Below are 16,868 nucleotides of genomic sequence, written 5' to 3' on the forward strand. Positions count from 1 at the left end.
ATGGCGCAGAACACCCGTACCGCACCCGCCGGTACGCCCACCAACGTCACCCAGAACCACACCAAGGGCGGCATCGGCGAGTCCACGCTCCGCCCCGACGGCACCCTCAAGGTCACCGGCGAGTTCGCGTACTCCTCGGACATGTGGCACGAGGACATGCTCTGGGGCCAGACCCTCCGCTCCACCGTCGCCCACGCCGAGATCGTCTCCATCGACGTCTCCGAGGCCCTGGCGATGTCCGGCGTGTACGCCGTCCTCACGTACGACGACCTGCCGGCCGAGATGAAGAACTACGGCCTGGAGATCCAGGACACCCCGGTCCTGGCCCACGGCAAGGTGCGCCACCACGGCGAGCCGGTCGCCCTGGTCGCCGCCGACCACCCGGAGACCGCCCGCCGTGCGGCCGCCAAGATCAGGATCGAGTACAAGGAGCTGCCGCTCGTCACCGACGAGGCCTCCGCGCTCGCCGAGGACGCGCCGCTGATCCACGAGGGCCGCGACGACCACCACTCCGGTCACGTCCCGCACCCCAACATCGTGCACCGCCAGCCGATCGTCCGCGGCGACGTGGAGGAGGCCCGCAAGCGGGCCGACGTGATCGTCGAGGGCGAGTACGTCTTCGGCATGCAGGACCAGGCCTTCCTCGGCCCCGAGTCCGGCCTCGCCGTGCCCGCCGAGGACGGCGGCGTCGACCTGTACGTCGCCACCCAGTGGCTCCACTCCGACCTGCGCCAGATCGCGCCCGTCCTCGGCCTGCCCGAGGAGAAGGTCCGCATGACGCTCTCCGGCGTCGGCGGCGCCTTCGGCGGACGCGAGGACCTGTCGATGCAGATCCACGCCTGCCTCCTGGCGCTCCGCACCGGCAAGCCGGTCAAGATCGTCTACAACCGCTTCGAGTCCTTCTTCGGTCACGTGCACCGCCACCCGGCGAAGCTCCACTACGAGCACGGCGCCACCAGGGACGGCAAGCTCACCCACCTCAAGGCCCGCATCGTCCTCGACGGCGGCGCCTACGCCTCGGCCTCCCCGGCCGTCGTCGGCAACGCCTCCTCGCTCGGCGCCGGCCCGTACGTGGTCGACGACGTCGAGATCGAGGCCGTCGCCCTCTACACCAACAACCCGCCCTGCGGCGCGATGCGCGGCTTCGGCGCGGTCCAGGCGTGCTTCGCGTACGAGGCGCAGATGGACAAGCTCGCGGCGAAGCTGGGCATGGACCCGGTCGAGTTCCGGCAGATCAACGCCATGGAACAGGGCACGCTCATGCCCACCGGCCAGGTCGTCGACTCGCCCGCCCCGGTCGCCGAGCTGCTCCGCCGGGTCAAGGCCCGCCCGCTGCCGCCCGAGCGCCAGTGGGAGTCGGCCGGCGAGGGCGCGGACGTCCGCGCGCTGCCCGGCGGCCTCTCCAACACCACGCACGGCGAGGGCGTCGTCCGCGGCGTCGGCTACGCCGTCGGCATCAAGAACGTCGGCTTCTCCGAGGGCTTCGACGACTACTCGACCGCCCGCGTGGTCCTCCAGGTCATCAACGGCGAGCCCGTCGCCATGGTCCACACGGCCATGGCGGAGGTCGGCCAGGGCGGCGTCACCGTCCACGCCCAGATCGCCCGCACCGAACTCGGCGTCACCCAGGTCACCATCCACCCGGCCGACACCCAGGTCGGCTCCGCCGGCTCCACGTCCGCCTCCCGGCAGACGTACATGACCGGCGGCGCGGTGAAGAACACCTGCGAGGCCGTCCGAGAGAAGGTCCTGGAGATCGGCCGCCGCAAGAACGGCTCCTACCACCCCGCCTGGGCGACCGCCGAACTCCTCCTGGAGGGCGGCAAGGTCGTCACCGACGGCGGCGAGGTCCTCGCGACCCTCGCCGACGTCCTGGAGGGCGAGGCCCCGGTCGACCTGGAGCTGGAGTTCCGGCACCGCCCCACCGTCCCCTTCGACCTGGTCACCGGCCAGGGCGACGGCCACGTCCAGTACACCTTCGCCGCGCACCGCGCGGTCGTCGAGGTGGACACCGAGCTCGGCCTCGTCAAGGTCGTCGAGCTCGCCACCGCCCAGGACGTGGGCAAGGCGCTCAACATGCTCTCCGTCGTCGGCCAGATCCAGGGTGGCACCACCCAGGGCCTGGGCGTCGCGGTGATGGAAGAGATCATCGTGGACCCGAAGACCGCGAAGGTGCGCAACCCCTCCTTCACGGACTACCTGATCCCGACGATCCTCGACACGCCGACCATCCCGGTCGACGTGCTCGAACTCGCCGACCCCAACGCGCCGTACGGCCTGCGGGGACTCGGCGAGGCCCCGACCCTGTCGTCCACCCCGGCCGTCCTCGCGGCGATCCGGAACGCCACGGGCCTGGAGCTCAACAAGACGCCGGTGCGCCCCGAGGCGCTCACCGGCACCCTGTAGGACCCTCCGGGCGGTACGGCCCGTCCCGGGAACGTCACCCCTCCCCGTCCGTACCGCCCGGAGCCCCTGCGCACCACCCCCGCACCATCCCCGTTCGTCTCGGGCCGTCCCCCGGGTCGTGCAGCCACGCAGCATCCCAAATCCCGCGGCTTCAGCCGGACCAGAACCCTTCGAAGTCCGACGCGGGTGCCCCTTTGAACCTTGGGAGTAGGCCCCATGACCCAGTCGTCAGTGGAGCCCAAGACCAGCGCCGAGGACGCGGGCTCCGGCTCGCGCACCCCCGCCGGCAGGTCTTGGCTCGACCGGTACTTTCACATCTCGGAGAGAGGATCCACCGTCGCGACGGAGATCCGCGGCGGCGTCACCACCTTCATGGCGATGGCGTACATCCTCCTGCTCAACCCCCTGATCCTCAGCGGCAAGGACGTCCAGGGAAACCTGCTCAGCCAGCCGGCCCTCATCACCGCCACCGCCCTCGCCGCGGCCGCGACGACCCTCCTCATGGGTTTCTGGGGCAAGGTCCCGCTCGCCCTCGCCGCCGGTCTGAGCGTCTCCGGCGTCATGGCCTCGCAGGTCGTCCCCGTCATGACCTGGCCGCAGGCCATGGGCATGTCCGTGGCGTACGGCGCCGTGATCTGTCTCCTGGTGGTCACCGGCCTCCGCGAGATGATCATGAACGCGATCCCGCTCGCCCTGAAGCACGCCATCACCATCGGCATCGGCCTCTTCATCGCGATCATCGGCTTCGTGAAGGCCGGCTTCGTCCACGAGAACCCCGCCCCGGGCGGCGGCCCCGTCTCCCTCGGCCCGGCCGGTGAGCTCCAGGGCTGGCCCGTCCTCATCTTCGCCTTCACCCTGCTCCTGATCTTCGCCCTCCAGGCCCGCAACATCCCCGGCGCCATCCTCATCGGCATCGTCGCCGGCACGGTCGTCGCGGTCGTCCTGAACGCGGTCGCCGACATATCCCCCAAGGCCTGGTTCTCCGGCCCGCCGGAGCTGGACGGCAGCGCGGTCTCCGCCCCCGACTTCTCCCTCATCGGAGAGGTGTCCTTCAAGGGCTGGGGCGACGTCGGCTACATCACGATCACCATGATCGTCTTCACCCTCGTGCTCGCCGGCTTCTTCGACGCCATGGCCACCATCCTGGGCGTCGGCACCGAGGCCAGGCTCGCCGACGACAAGGGCCGCATGCCCGGCCTCTCCAAGGCCCTCTTCATCGACGGCGCCGGCGGCATCGTCGGCGGCGGCGTCGGCGCCTCGGGCCAGACGGTCTTCGTCGAGTCCGCCACCGGCGTCGGCGAGGGCGCCCGCACCGGCCTGGCCTCCGTGGTCACCGGCGGCTTCTTCGCCCTCTGCCTCTTCTTCACCCCGCTCACCGCGATCGTGCCGCAGGAGGTCGCCGCCGCGGCCCTGGTCGTCATCGGCTCGATGATGATGCAGAACGCCAAGCACGTGGACTGGAGCGACCGCTCCGTGGCGATCCCGGTCTTCCTCACCGTGGTCCTGATGCCGTTCACGTACACCATCACCACGGGTGTCGCCGCCGGTGTCATCTCCTACGCGGTGATCAAGACCGCACAGGGGAAGGCGCGGGAGGTCGGGGCCTTCATGTGGGGCCTGACCGCGATCTTCGTCGTGTACTTCGCCATCCATCCGATCGAGAGCTGGCTCGGCGTCGGCTGACGCCCCCGCCGCCCTCCCCGCACCCCCAAGGAGAACCGAGATGCTGGACATCGCCGAAGAGCTGCACCGGTGGGTCGAGCAGGGACGCGCCTTCGCCGTCGCCACCGTGGTGGCGGTCGGCGGCAGCGCGCCCCGGCAGCCGGGCGCCGCACTCGCCGTCGACAGCGAGGGCACGGCGATCGGATCGGTCTCCGGGGGGTGCGTGGAGGGCGCGGTCTACGACCTGTGCGTCCAGGCCCTCGAAGACGGCCGGACCGTCGTCGAGCGCTTCGGCTACAGCGACGAGGACGCCTTCGCCGTCGGCCTGACCTGCGGCGGGATCATCGACATCCTCGTCACCCCGGTCCGCGGCGGGGTCCTCCCCGCCGCGCTCGCCGCCTTCGTCGGGGGCGAGGCGGCGGCCCTCGCCCGGATCGTCTCCGGGCCCGGGGACCTGCTCGGCGAGGCCCTCCTGGTCCGCCCCGACGGCTCGTACGAGGGGAAGCTCGGCGGCCACCCCGAACTGGACCGCACCGCGGCCGGCGAGGCCCGCGCGATGCTCGACGCGGGCCGCACCGGCACCGTGGAGATCGGCGAGGACGGCAGCCGCTGCGGACAGCCCCTGACCCTCCTCGTCGAGTCCTCCGTCCCCGCCCCCCGCATGATCGTCTTCGGGGCCATCGACTTCGCCGCCGCGCTCGTCCGGGTCGGCAAGTTCCTCGGCTACCGCGTCACCGTCTGCGACGCGCGCCCCGTCTTCGCGACCCCGGCCCGCTTCCCCGAGGCCGACGAGGTCGTCGTCGAATGGCCCCACCGCTACCTGGAGTCCACCGACGTGGACGGCCGGACCGTGCTCTGCGTCCTCACCCACGACGCCAAGTTCGACGTGCCCCTGCTCCGGGTCGCCCTCCGGCTCCCCGTCGCCTACGTCGGCGCGATGGGCTCCCGCCGCACCCACCTGGACCGCAACGAGCGGCTGCGCGAGGTCGGCGTCACCGAACTCGAACTCGCCCGCCTGCGCTCCCCGATCGGCCTCGACCTCGGCGCCCGCACGCCGGAGGAGACCGCCCTCTCGATCGGCGCCGAGATCGTCGCCGGCCGGCGCGGCGGCACCGGCGCCTCCCTCACCGGCGCCCACACCCCGATCCACCACGACCGGCCCCGGGGGCCGCTGGGACGGATAGGGTCCGTGGCCTAGAAGACGTCCGTCGTCGGTCGCCCGTCGCCCGTCGCCCGTCGTCCGTCAGGCCGGATCCACCGGAAGCGCCTCCCACGGGGGAGGCGCGAGCTGGTCCGTCCAGGCGGCCAGGGCCTCGCCGTCCACGCAGACGATCCCGCAGGTGGCGGCGTACTCGGCGGCCGGCGCGGTGAGCGAACTGGTGGTCACGAGCACGGCCACGTCCGCATCGTGCACGGTGAAGCAGGTGCCGCCGAACCGCTGGAGGTCCTGCGAGCCCACCCGGTGGTCCTCCGCGTACTGCTTGCACTGGAGCACCACGCGCCGCCCGTCCACGGTCGTCGCGATCACGTCGGCGCCCAGGTCGCCCGCGCCGCCGACCACCTCCACGGGCGAGCAGCCGTCCCGCGCGCACAGCGCGGCGACCGTGTGCTCGAAGCCGTCGGGGTCCACCGCCGTGTGGTCCAGCGCCCCCGGCCCGATGTCGGGCACGTCCGGGACCGGCGCGGCGACGGCCGTACGGAGGGCTCGGCGCCGACCGCGCACGGGCGCCGCGCCCCTCCTGAGCAGCGCGAGGCCGACGGCCAGCGCCCCGAGGGCGGCGAGCGCCACCAGGAGGGCGGCCGGCACCCCCGAGCCGCGGTCCCCGGCCGCCTCGGCCGTCTTGAAGAAGAGGGCCAGTCCACCGACGCACGCCCCCAACAGCCCGATCGCGAGCACCAGATCGCGCCCGATCGCCGCGGGGCCGCGCCGGACGGCACCCCTGTCCTCCCCGATGGCTCCCATCCGAGCCCTCCCTCCCTCGCGTACGTCCCCTCGCGCACGCTCCTCGCGTGCGCCCCTCACGCGCGATCCCCCGCGCACGACCCCTCGGGTACGGCGCACCCGGCTCCGTACATGCCGCGGCCCCGACCCGCGAGGGGCCGGGGACCGCGGCATAGGCCGACCCGGGGGTCAGTGCTTGAAGGCGTCCTTCGTCTTCTCCTTGGCCTCACGGGCGTCGCCCTTGGCCTGCTCGGCGCGGCCCTCGCCGGCCATCCGCTCGTCGCCGAGCGCGCGGCCCGTCGTCTCCTTGATCGAGCCCTTGACCTGCTCGCCCTTGGCCTTCATCTTCTCGTTGCCCGACATGTCGGCTCCTCTCCGAGAACCTGGAAAACCGTTGTTCCGATGAAATGCCGCATAACCGCGAACCGGCCCCCGAAACGGGGTGACGGGTCGGGCCCGCGATAATCGGCGTGGACCACGCACGCGCGTGCGTACGGTCCGACCATCCCGAGCGCGGAGGACGGACGATGCTGAAAGAGGGCCGGCGAGTGCGGCTCGCGGTGGACCTCGGGCTGGCCGGCGAGGTCGTCCCGGCCGGCGGACCGGCGGCGGAGGCGGGCACCGGGGCCGGGTTCCTGGCCCTGGCGGCGGGCGTCGAGGGGACCGTCGAGCGGGTGGTGGAGGAGGACCGCCCCCGGAGCCCGGAGGTGAGCGAGTACGAACGGCTCAAGTCCCTCCTGGACGACTTCGGTCACCAGATGCCCCCGGCCAGCAGGGGACAGCTCGAAGAGCGGGTCGCGGACCTGGAACCCGCCTGGACCGCCTACCGGGAACGGAGGCTCCGGACGACCGTCCGCGTCCGCTTCGACAACGGCTTCGTCCTCGGCGACGCCCCCGGAGACCTCTTCGTCCCCGCCTGACCGGCCCCGCCCGCCGGCGGCGAGGCGCCGGAGCGCGAATCGGCTGAGTACGAGCGCCTACGTCGTCCTGGGGGAACGAGCCCTTGCCCGTCGCGCGCGGTGCCGTAAGGGTGTTCACATGCGTCGACTGCTCCGGTTCTCCACGCTGTTGTTCCTCGTCGTCTACGGGGTGGTGCGCTTCTCCGAGGACGAGGGGACGACCGCCGCCCGCGAGGTGGCCGGGAAGGCGGCCCGGCTGCTGGAGAGCCAGCGCCCGCGCACGGCGGAGGAGGTCGGGTACTCCGCCTCCGGGTTCGACGGGGTGGAGGTGCTGCGGGTGACGGGCACCGCGACGCACGACGGCGACGGCGTCGAACTGCTCGTCCGCACAACCGGCTTCGGGTACGAGGGAGTGCTCGCCCCCGAGCGGTACGAAGTGCGGCGCTGCTTCGAGATACGGGTGTCGCCCAAGGCGGAGTGGGACCAGGAACCCCGCAGGGTGGGCTGCCCGGACGGCCCGGTGCTGTCCTTCCCGCCACCGCCCGAACCTCCCCGGCTGCCGTACGAAGAGCTCCGGGCGGAGCTTCCCCGGGTGCCGAAGGGAGGCCGGGCGGACGAGGCGGCGGTACGCCGGGCGGTCGCGGCCCTGGACATGGATCCGAAGATCCGTACCGAGGTGAAGGCGGACGGCGACCGGGTCGGCGTCCTCCTGCTGGTGCCGGGCAACCACTTCGACGCGCAGGACTGCCTGCTCGCCCGCGTGGAACCCGGCGCCACCGAGGTGTGGTCGCCGTCCCGGATCCAGCGGATGCCCGGAGAGGGCGGCTGCAGCGTCGGCAACGCACTGAACCCGGCACCGCCGCCGCACTGACCTGCCAGGTGGCGGGACGCGCGCTCGGGGCGTCAGGCGGCCGGTTCGGCGGGTTCCGCCGGGGCCGCCTTCCGGACCTCCGCGAGGTACGCGGTCATCGCGGCCCGGTTGCGGGCCAGTCGGTCGATCCGCTCCGACATGCGCGCGCACTCCAGCTCCAGGAGCGCGATCGTCTCCGGCGTCGGGTTCGGGATGTCGATGCGGCCGGGCGGCCCGAGGCAGGGCAGGATCCTGCGGATCGTCTGCGTCGAGAGGCCCGCGTCGAGCAGCCCGCGCACCTGCTGGACGCGGTCCACGCAGGGCTCGGGGTAGTCGCGGTAGCCGTTGGCGCACCGCCGGGAGGCGATCAGCTCCTGCTCCTCGTAGTACCGCAGCATCCGGCGGGAGACACCGGTGCGTTCCGACAGCTCCCCGATCCGCACGGCCCTCGTCCTCCCTCGCGCCCCCGCGACGCTTTTCCGGATCCCGCTTGACCTTCACATCAATGGAAGGGTTCGAGCATGCTGCCATGTCGAGCACAGACCTGACCAGAGGGCCCTCGCGCGGCCCCGCAAGCTCTCCGCGACGGACCGAAACCCCGCCCTTCCCCGCCAAGTTGAATCTGCCGGCGCTGCTCGCCCTGGCCACCGCCGTGTTCGTCACGAGCCTCACCGAGACGCTGCCCGCCGGACTGCTGCCCGCCATGGGCGGCGACCTGGGCGTCGGCGAGTCCGCCGCCGGGCAGACGGTGACGGTCTACGCCCTGGGCACCGTGCTCACCGCCGTCCCGCTCTCCACCGCGACCGCGGGGTGGCGCCGCCGCCGGCTCCTGCTGACCGCGATGGCCGGGTTCGCCGCCGCCAACACCGTGACGGCGCTCTCCCCGTCCTACCCGCTGACCATGGCGGCCCGGTTCGCCGCGGGGGTCGCGGCGGGCCTCGCGTGGGCGCTGCTCGCCGGGTACGCCCGGCGGATGGCTCCCGCGCACCTCCAGGGCAAGGCCGTCGCGGTGGCCATGGCCGGCATCCCCGTCGCGCTCTCCCTCGGCGTGCCCGCCGGGACGTTCGTCGGCAAGGCCGCCGGCTGGCAGACCGCCTTCCTCGTCATGACCGGCCTGACGCTCGTCCTCCTCGGCTGGATCCTGGCCGCCGTCCCGGACCACCCGGGGCACCGCCCGGAGAAGGGCTCCGCACCGTCGGTGCTCGGGGCGCTCAAGGTGCCCGGCGTCACCCCCGTCCTCACCGTCACCCTCGTCTTCGTCCTCGCCCACACCCTCCTCTACACCTACATCGCCGCCTTCCTCGACCGGCTCGGGATGGGCGGCCGGGCCGACGCCGTCCTCCTGGTCTTCGGCGGTGCCTCGCTGCTGAGCATCTGGGCCGTCGGCGCCCTGATCAACCGCCGGCTGCGCGCCCTGATGATCACCGGCACGCTGCTCGTCGCGGTGGCCGGCGCCGTCCTGGCGCTGTTCACGGGGTCGCCCGCGCTCGTGTACGGAGCGGTGGTCCTCTGGGGCCTCGGCTGGGGCGGCGCGCCGACCCTGCTGCAGACGGCGGCGGGCGACGCGGGCGGCGAACAGGCCGACGCGGCGCAGGCGATGCTGGTCACCCTCTGGAACGTCGCGATGGCGGGCGGCGGGGCGGTCGGCGGCCTCCTCCTCGACGCGTTCGGCACCGGGGCCCTCCCCTGGAGCGTGCTGCTCCTCCTGGTGCCCGTGACGGTCGTGGTCGTCACGGCCCGCGCCCACGGGTTCCCGGCCCGCCGGAGCGGGTCCTGAGGGGCCGGTGGCGGGCGGCGGGGCCGCGGGCTCAGTGCGCCGTCCGCTCCCGTACGGCCGTCGCCCACACCGGCTGCTCCTCGACGGTCCCGGCCCCGGGCTCGGTCCGCCGGCCGCCCCGCGCGAAGAAGTCCGCGAGCGGCAGGATCGCCGCGCCGACCGTGACCGCGTCCGGGCCCAGCGTGCCCAGGCCGATGCCGACGCGGGCCGCCGGGTACTTCAGCGCGTACTCCCGGGCGTACCCCTCGACCGTCTCCAGGAAGCGGGTGCCGAGCTGGAGGCCGGCCCAGCCGCCGACGAGGATCCGTTCGGGCTGGAAGAGGTTGATCAGGTCGGCGAATCCGGCGCCGAGGTACTCGGCGGTCTCCTCCAGGACGGCGAGGGCGGTGGCGTCGGGCGGGGTCCCGGCCTCGGCCGGGTAGGCGGCGGCGAGCATGGCGGTGAGGGCCGTCTCCTCGTCGGCGCCCTCCGGGGGCCGCCCTCCCGCCTCGCGCCAGCGCTCCAGGAGCGCCTCCGCGCCCGCGTACGCCTCCAGGCAGCCCAGGGCGCCGCAGCGGCAGCGGCGCCCCCGCACCCGTACCTTCAGGTGGCCCCACTCGACCGCCCGTCCCGGCCCCGTCGGGTCGGTGACGACGCAGGCGCCGACGCCGGAGCCGAAGAGCACGACGACGGCGCTGCGGGCGCCGCGTCCGGCGCCGAACCACATCTCGGCCTGGCCGAGGGTCTTGGCGCCGTTGTCGATCCAGTACGGCACCGAGGCCGGGAGATCCACGCTCTCGCGGAGCAGGCGCTCCAGGGGGACGGCGTCCCAGTCGACGGTCTGGCCGTGCACGACCGCGCCGTCCTCGGCGGTGCGGGCCACGATGCCGGGGACGCCGACGCCGACGCCGAGGAGCTGTTCGGCGGGCACGTCGGCGGTCCGCAGGACCTCCGCGATGCCGTCCCGGAGGTGGCCGACGACGACCCCGACCTCGTACCGGTCGTGCGGGTACGGACTGTCCACGGCCAACGGGCGCTCGGTGCGGGCGAGTTCGGTGAGGGCGAGGTCGAACAGCTCGATCCTGATCCGGGTCTCGCCGACGTCGACGCCGATCATGAAGCCGCTGCCGGGGGAGACTCGGAGCAGGGTACGGGGGCGCCCGCCGGCCGAGTCGACGCTGCCGGCCTCCTCGACCAGGCCCTCCGCGAGGAGTTCGGCGACCACGTTGCTGACCGAGCCGGAGCTCAGCCCGGTCGCCGGGCCCAGCGAGAAGCGGCTCGCCGGCCCGTCGAAGTACAGGCGCTCGAGGACGGCGGTGCGGTTCTCGCGCCGCAGATCACGGACGGTGCGTCCGCTCCGCATGGTCACTGGGCCCCCTGGTGAAATAGTCCTGACCGCAACATACCGCCACGGAGGGCTCCGGGTCGCCTTTATCTTCAGGTTTAAGTCATGACGTGAAATAAGAGGGTCGGGGACCTGCCCCCTTCACTTCCCGAAGACGGGGCGCTCCGCCGGGGCCGAGGGCCGGGCCTCAGGCCTTCCGGAGGCCGCTCAGGAGCAGTTCGGCGAGCTGGTCGTACGCCTCCGCGTCGGCCAGGCCGGTCGCGGCGGCGACCTGGCGCCGCTGGATGCGGACCATGACCGAGGAGATGACGTCGGCGGCGAAGGTCACGTGCACCTCGCGGAAGACCCCGGCCCGCACGCCCTCCTCGATGAGCTGCTGCACCCGCCCGGCGGCCGCGCGCGTGTTGCGCTCGTACACCTCGGCCGCCGGTTCGAAGGCCGCCACGTCGTCGAAGAACTGCGGCGAGACCGGGGCCAGCTCGGCCGAGACCGCCCGCAGATAGGCGGCGAGCCGCTCGGCGGGTCCGGTGGCGGCGGCGAGGACGGCCTCGACCCGGGCCGTGGCGCGCCGGAAGAAGTGCACGACCGCCGCCCGGACCAGCTGCTCCTTGCTGCCGGCCAGGCCGTACAGGGTCCGCTTCGAGCAGTGCAGCCGGGCGGCGAGGTCGTCGAGCGTCAGGCCGGCGAACCCCTCGCCGACGAGGAGGGCGACGAGCTCCTCGAAGAGGGCGGAGCGGCGCGCGGCTCCGCGGCCCGTCAGCTGCGGGGTGTCGGCGGCGGAGGTCTCGATCACCCGCCCAGTATTCCAGGCCGCGCTTCGGGGGCGCGGTTCCCCGTGCCCCTGTCGCACCTGCGACGGGGGTCACGCGTCCGGGGCCCGCACTCGCGGCTCCGTCCACGCCTTACGGCCCCGTGCCCGCGGTGCCGCCCGTGCGGCGCGGCGCGAGGGGTTGCGGTCGCCGCCGCCTGCGCTACTCTTTCCGGTACTGGAGTACCCTCCCCAGTACCACTTTGCGCGCCGCTGGAGTCGCCATGGATGTCGACCGCCTGCTTCCCACCCCCGAGGCGGCGGACCTCATCGCCCTCACCCGGGAGATCGCCGACAAGGAGCTCTCTCCGCGGGTGGACGAGCACGAGGCCGCCGAGACCTATCCCGAAGGGCTCTTCGCGACCCTTGGCGAGGCGGGGCTCCTGGGCCTCGCGTACCCCGAGGAGTACGGCGGCGGGGGCCAGCCGTACGAGGTCTACCTCCAGGTCCTGGAGGAGCTGGCCGCGCGCTGGGCGGCCGTGGCCGTCGCCACCAGCGTCCACACCCTGGCCTGCCACCCCCTGCACGCCTTCGGCACGCCGGAGCAGAAGGAGCGCTGGCTGCCCGCGATGCTGGAGGGCCGGACCGTCGGCGGCTACAGCCTCTCCGAGCCGCAGGCCGGCTCCGACGCGGCCGCCCTCAGCTGCAAGGCGGAGCGGCAGGAGGACGGCAGCGGGTACCGGGTCACCGGCACCAAGGCCTGGATCACCCACGGCGGCCGGGCCGGCTTCTACGCCCTCTTCGCCCGTACGGCCCCCGGCAGCCACGGCGTCTCCTGCTTCCTGGCCCCCGGCGCCACCGAGGGCCTCACCTTCGGCGCGCCCGAACGCAAGATGGGCCTCCAGGCCGTCCCCACCACCGCCGCGTACTGGGACGGGGCGCTCCTGGAGGAGGACCGCCTCGTCGGCGAGGAGGGCCAGGGCCTCCAGATCGCCTTCAGCGCCCTCGACAACGGCCGCCTCGGCATCGCCGCCTGCGCCACGGGTCTCGCCCAGGCCGCCCTGGACACCGCCGTCGCGTACGCCAACGAGCGCACCACCTTCGGCCGCCGGATCGTCGACCACCAGGGCCTCGGTTTCCTGCTCGCCGACATGGCCGCCGCCGTCGACGCGGCCCGCGCCACCTACCTGGACGCGGCCCGCCGCCGCGACCTCGGCCGCCCCTTCGGCCGCCAGGCCAGCGCGGCCAAGCTCATCGCCACCGACACGGCCATGAAGGTCACCACGGACGCGGTCCAGGTCCTCGGCGGCTACGGCTACACCCGGGACTTCCCGGTGGAGCGCTACATGCGCGAGGCCAAGATCATGCAGATCTTCGAGGGGACCAACCAGATCCAGCGGCTGGTGATCAGCCGGGGGCTGGCGATCGCGGAGAAGTAGCGGAACGGGGCACGGCGCCGACGGGGGTCGGCCCCGCCCCGACCCGTTCCCGTCTCAGGTGACCGACCGGCCGAAGAACTCCAGTTCCGCGACGGCCACCTGCTTCTGCGGGTCGGCGCGCCAGGCCGTGCGGAGGACCAGGCGGACCGCGAGGGCGTCGCGGACGCGGAGGTCGACGCGCTGGGTGCCGCCGTCGTCGATGCGGTGGTGCGAGACGCGGACCTCGCCCGACGCGTCCTTGACCACCAGGTCGAAGGTGCGCGGGGTCGCCTGGCCGTCCGCCTGGGTGGTGTTCTTCGCGCTGCCCGGGGTGATCAGGAGGCTCAGCAGGTCGGTGGGCTCCGCGAACGCCGCCTCCAGGTACTGGCCCGCCGAGTCGCCCGCGTACCCCGTGCCCCACCAGGTGTTGGAATAGCCGTCGCCCGCCAGCTTCGGTTCCTGCTTCGGCGCCGAGTGGGACGCCGTCCAGGAGACGGGGTGCACCGGGACCCGGGTCGCGAAGTGGTCCTGGACCGCGCGGGCCGCCGGCGGACCGCCGAACACCCCGCCGACCGCCACGGCCACGACCCCCGCGGCGATCAGGGCCCGGACGATCCAGCGGCTCCGGTCCCGGGCCAGGCCGGGACGGCGGCCCGCGTACGGGCCCTCGGCCGTGGACAGGCGCTCCGGGACCATCGGCGTCGCGCAGAAGCGGCAGAAGTGGCGGCCGGGCGCGTTCGCGAGCGAGCAGGCCGGGCACGGCGTACCGCCCTGTACCGGGGCCGGCGTCCCCGCCGGCCGGACCGCCGGCCGCGCCGCCTCCGGGCGCGCCGGGAGCACGGGGGCCGCGACCGCCGGTTCCGCCGGCCGGTCCTCCGGGACCGGGACCAGGAGCGAGCGCACCACCGTGTCCGGGGACGGAGAGGGGGTGGGGGGTTCGGGTACCGGTGCCTTCGGGGCCGGTTCCGTCTCCCGTGTCGGCGTCCGCGGCTCCGGGACCGCCGCCGGCAGGGGCGTCGTGGTCTCCTCCGGCTCCTCACGCGTCGCCTCCGCCGGGGTGTCCCAGCGCAGGAACGCGCCACAGCCGTCGCAGAACGACTGGTTCGCCGCGCGCACCGGACTCGCGCAGTCCGGGCAGGGACGGGTCTCGGGGGCGTCACTCATGGGGGTCAGGCTCCTTCTGGCGTACGGGAGTCGGGTGCGGGGGAGTCGGGTGCGAGGGGGTCGGGTGCGCCCGGGTCGGCTGTGTGCGGGGTCGGCGTGTGCGGGGTGGGCGGGCCGGAAGCGGCGGTACGGGTTCCGGTCACCGCGACCGTGAACGGCAGGTGCGCCGGGCGGGCCGCCGCCACGACCGCGTGCAGCCGGTGCGGGTCGACGGCGGCCGGGTCGGCGACCCGCAGCACGACGTGCAGCCCGGCCACGGGCTCGCCGGGGAACGGGCCGAGCGGGCGGACGGACCAGGCCGCCCCGCCGCTCTCGGTGATCTCCGGCGGCACGCCGAACGCCAGCCGCACCGCCGCCGCGAGCCCCTGCCGGGTGCCGCGCACCCGGTGCAGGGCCACCGCCGAGGCGACCGCGCGCCGGCGCAGCGCGAGGGACTCGGTGCCCTCCAGCTCCGCCCCCACCCACGTCGCCAGGTAGTCCACGAAGTCGGCGGGGGCCAGGGCGGGCGAGAAGTACGCCTCCAGCGAGTCCAGGACGTTGAACAGCGGGGCGAGGACGACGTCCAGACCGGCCGTGAACCGCTGCCCGAAGTCGTCCTCCGCGTAGACGGCCGGCAGCGCCGCCCCCAGCGGGTACGGCGTCGCGAGCCCGGGGACCGTACCCCGCGCCGAACCGCCCGGCCCGCCGCTCACCGCGCCTCGATCACGCGGACGCGGTGGTCGAACGGGAAGAGCAGCGCCGACGGCCCCAGCTCGATCCGGTCCGTCGTGTCGCCGCGCCGGCCCGTCAGCGGGTCCGCCGGGTGCAGCAGGACCTCGTCCACCAGCTCCACCCCCGGCACCCGCTGGAGCGCCGCGAAGACCTCCCCGGCCCGCAGGGGACGCCCGAACGCCCACCCCTCGCCGTGCGCCCCGCCCGTCAGCGGGTCCAGGTACGCGTACAGCACGTCCAGGGCCCCGGCCCGCACCCGCTCCGCGTCCGCCGCCCGGAACGCGTGCAGCGTCGCCACCACCGTCACCCCCTGGTAGAACGGCGGCTCCACGGCGAGCCGGGTCCCCAGCGGACGCCGCTCGCCGAGGAAACCGGTCACCCGGGACAGCAGCTCCTCGCCCGGCACGAGCTGCTCGAACCGCAGCCGCCCGCCCCGGTCCGGCACCGCCTGCGGCACCACCAGGACCCGGACCGCGTTCTCGCCCGCCTCGGCCGCGTCCGCCGCCAGACAGGCGATCCGCGCGGCCTCCGGCGCCGCCCGCCGGGCCAGCTCCTCGTAGTCGCGGGCGGTCACGGCCCGCTCCTGCGCCCGCAGCGTGACGGGCGCGCGGGCCTTCGCCTCCTCGACGGTCTCCCCGTCGACCCCGCCCCGCGCCGCCTCCCGGTTCTCCACCCGCGCGATGTACGGGACGGAGCTGCGCAGCACGCTGATCGTGGAGCGGGCCACGTTGCCCGCCCGGCCGCCCCCGGTGCCGTAACGGAGCGCGCGGATCGCCGCCCCCTTCGGCGGTACGGCCCCGAACTGCCGCAGCGTGCCGTCCGGTTGGCGCACACTCGGACCGAAGGCGATCTCGCCGGTCGTCGCGTCCAGGGTGAAGTGGCGGTCGCCGGGGCGCGAGGACGCGAAGTCGCGGACGGCGGTCCACTCCAGCCAGCCGGAGCCGGACGCGGGATCCTCCCCGTCCGCGTGCTCCGCGATCTGGAGCAGCAGCGGCGGCCGGTCCACGACCGGCGCGTGCGCCAGCCGTACGCGCTGCCCGGGAACGCCCTCGGACTCGCCGAGGAGTTCGTTCCGCACCGTCTCGGCGTGCGCCGCGCGGACCGTGCCGCCGATGGTGAACGCCCCCGCCGCCCGTACCGTCGGCGACTCGCTGTACGACGGCAGTCCCCGGGCCGGCTCCACCACCCGGCAGCGCACCCAGCCCGCCTCGTGCCCGCCCAGCCGCGAGAGCGCGTGCCCCGACGGCACGTGCAGCACCACCTCGCCCGGCCGGTTGAGGCCGCCCGTGGTGTCCTCGTCGACCTCGCACACGGTCCAGCCGTCGGCCCCCGACCACGCCTCCCACACCAGCGGCGGCCGGCGCGGGTCCACGCCGACGCCGTCCACCCTGCTGTCCAGGTCGAGCACCAGGACGCAGTCCGGCACGGCCGCCGAGAGCCCCAGGAGCAGCAGGTCGCCGACGCGCGGCAGCGCCGAGAACGCCGGCACGTCCTCGCCGCCCGCCATCGCCTGGAAACGGTCCTCGGGCGCGCCCCCGGCCTCCTGGCGCAGCAGGTGCGTCAGCGAACACGGCACCACGGTCAGGTCGTCGGCGGTCGCGAAGACCACCGCCTCCTCCGTCTCCGTGCGCCCGGTCGACACCTCCGTGCCGGCCGGCAGCAGCACCGGCTCCGGCTGCGGCGCGGACAGCCGGAAGGTGACGTCGGCGTGGGCGGCGGCCGGCGGGAACAGCGTCACCCCGAGCAGGTCCAGGAAGGCCAGGTGGTTCTTCTCCGGGACCCGGTTGAGGCGGTAGACGAGCTGGTCCGCCATGTGCGCGACGGCCTCGACGAGCGTGACCCCCGGGTCCGAGACGTTGTGGTCGGTCCACTCGGGGCACGCCTGCTGGATGTAGCGCTTGGCGTCGTCGACGAACTGCTGGAAGCGCCGGTCGTCGAGATGGGGTGCGGGCAGGGCCATGGCGGCT

General features: G+C 74.3%; 15 protein-coding genes. 7 read left to right on the forward strand and 8 right to left on the reverse strand.

Annotated elements, in window-relative coordinates:
• The 3 genes from pucD (at nt 1) to ACFY7E_RS29895 (ending at nt 5,266) form a co-directional block, all read left to right on the forward strand.
• On the forward strand, nt 1-2,406 hold the full coding sequence (pucD, locus tag ACFY7E_RS29885; protein WP_383440359.1) for a xanthine dehydrogenase subunit D: 2,406 nt from the start codon (nt 1-3) through the stop codon (nt 2,404-2,406).
• Nucleotides 2,407-2,622: 216 nt separating this feature from the next.
• Nucleotides 2,623-4,089 (forward strand): NCS2 family permease, encoded by a 1,467-nt coding sequence (locus tag ACFY7E_RS29890; RefSeq protein WP_389490275.1) that lies wholly within the window; start codon nt 2,623-2,625, stop codon nt 4,087-4,089.
• 40 nt (nt 4,090-4,129) lie between these two features.
• The gene (locus ACFY7E_RS29895) at nt 4,130-5,266 is read left to right on the forward strand and encodes an XdhC family protein (RefSeq protein WP_389490277.1); all 1,137 of its coding nucleotides are present in this window, start codon (nt 4,130-4,132) and stop codon (nt 5,264-5,266) included.
• Between the two features lie 45 nt (nt 5,267-5,311).
• On the opposite strand, the gene ACFY7E_RS29900 is transcribed toward ACFY7E_RS29895, so the two are convergent.
• Complete coding sequence (locus ACFY7E_RS29900) at nt 5,312-6,031, reverse strand: restriction endonuclease (protein WP_389490279.1); 720 nt, start codon at nt 6,029-6,031, stop codon at nt 5,312-5,314.
• A gap of 168 nt (nt 6,032-6,199) precedes the next feature.
• Nucleotides 6,200-6,373 carry a CsbD family protein gene (locus ACFY7E_RS29905; protein ID WP_383440371.1) on the reverse strand — a complete coding sequence of 58 codons (174 nt, stop codon included), beginning with the start codon at nt 6,371-6,373 and terminating at the stop codon, nt 6,200-6,202.
• Nucleotides 6,374-6,537: 164 nt separating this feature from the next.
• On the opposite strand from ACFY7E_RS29905, the gene ACFY7E_RS29910 reads away from it, so the two are divergent.
• On the forward strand, nt 6,538-6,930 hold the full coding sequence (locus ACFY7E_RS29910) for a hypothetical protein (protein WP_389490281.1): 393 nt from the start codon (nt 6,538-6,540) through the stop codon (nt 6,928-6,930).
• Nucleotides 6,931-7,048: 118 nt separating this feature from the next.
• Nucleotides 7,049-7,780 (forward strand): translation initiation factor IF-2, encoded by a 732-nt coding sequence (locus tag ACFY7E_RS29915; protein WP_389490283.1) that lies wholly within the window; start codon nt 7,049-7,051, stop codon nt 7,778-7,780.
• A gap of 32 nt (nt 7,781-7,812) precedes the next feature.
• Here ACFY7E_RS29915 and ACFY7E_RS29920 read toward each other — a convergent pair whose 3' ends face one another.
• Complete coding sequence (locus tag ACFY7E_RS29920; RefSeq protein WP_389490284.1) at nt 7,813-8,202, reverse strand: MerR family transcriptional regulator; 390 nt, start codon at nt 8,200-8,202, stop codon at nt 7,813-7,815.
• A gap of 86 nt (nt 8,203-8,288) precedes the next feature.
• On the opposite strand from ACFY7E_RS29920, the gene ACFY7E_RS29925 reads away from it, so the two are divergent.
• Entirely contained in the window at nt 8,289-9,536 is a 1,248-nt protein-coding gene (locus tag ACFY7E_RS29925; protein WP_389490286.1) for an MFS transporter, read from the forward strand.
• A gap of 31 nt (nt 9,537-9,567) precedes the next feature.
• Here ACFY7E_RS29925 and ACFY7E_RS29930 read toward each other — a convergent pair whose 3' ends face one another.
• Nucleotides 9,568-10,884 carry an ROK family protein gene (locus tag ACFY7E_RS29930; protein ID WP_389490289.1) on the reverse strand — a complete coding sequence of 439 codons (1,317 nt, stop codon included), beginning with the start codon at nt 10,882-10,884 and terminating at the stop codon, nt 9,568-9,570.
• Nucleotides 10,885-11,047: 163 nt separating this feature from the next.
• Nucleotides 11,048-11,653: a TetR/AcrR family transcriptional regulator gene (locus ACFY7E_RS29935; RefSeq protein ID WP_365541544.1), complete on the reverse strand. Its 606-nt coding sequence runs from the start codon at nt 11,651-11,653 to the stop codon at nt 11,048-11,050.
• 239 nt (nt 11,654-11,892) lie between these two features.
• On the opposite strand from ACFY7E_RS29935, the gene ACFY7E_RS29940 reads away from it, so the two are divergent.
• Entirely contained in the window at nt 11,893-13,047 is a 1,155-nt protein-coding gene (locus ACFY7E_RS29940; RefSeq protein WP_389490292.1) for an acyl-CoA dehydrogenase family protein, read from the forward strand.
• Between the two features lie 54 nt (nt 13,048-13,101).
• Here ACFY7E_RS29940 and ACFY7E_RS29945 read toward each other — a convergent pair whose 3' ends face one another.
• From ACFY7E_RS29945 to ACFY7E_RS29955, 3 genes are read right to left on the reverse strand one after another with little or no spacing between them, the layout of a single operon-like run.
• On the reverse strand, nt 13,102-14,190 hold the full coding sequence (locus ACFY7E_RS29945; RefSeq protein ID WP_389490294.1) for an NADase-type glycan-binding domain-containing protein: 1,089 nt from the start codon (nt 14,188-14,190) through the stop codon (nt 13,102-13,104).
• Between the two features lie 5 nt (nt 14,191-14,195).
• Nucleotides 14,196-14,882, reverse strand: coding sequence for a phage tail protein (locus ACFY7E_RS29950; RefSeq protein ID WP_389490297.1), 687 nt, complete (start codon nt 14,880-14,882; stop codon nt 14,196-14,198).
• Nucleotides 14,879-16,861, reverse strand: a complete 1,983-nt coding sequence (locus ACFY7E_RS29955) for a putative baseplate assembly protein (RefSeq protein ID WP_389490300.1) — start codon at nt 16,859-16,861, stop codon at nt 14,879-14,881. Before ACFY7E_RS29955 ends, ACFY7E_RS29950 begins: the two co-directional genes overlap by 4 nt.
• Nucleotides 16,862-16,868 lie beyond the last annotated feature (7 nt).

The organism is Streptomyces sp. NPDC012825, from assembly GCF_042900925.1.
GTDB lineage: Bacteria > Actinomycetota > Actinomycetes > Streptomycetales > Streptomycetaceae > Streptomyces.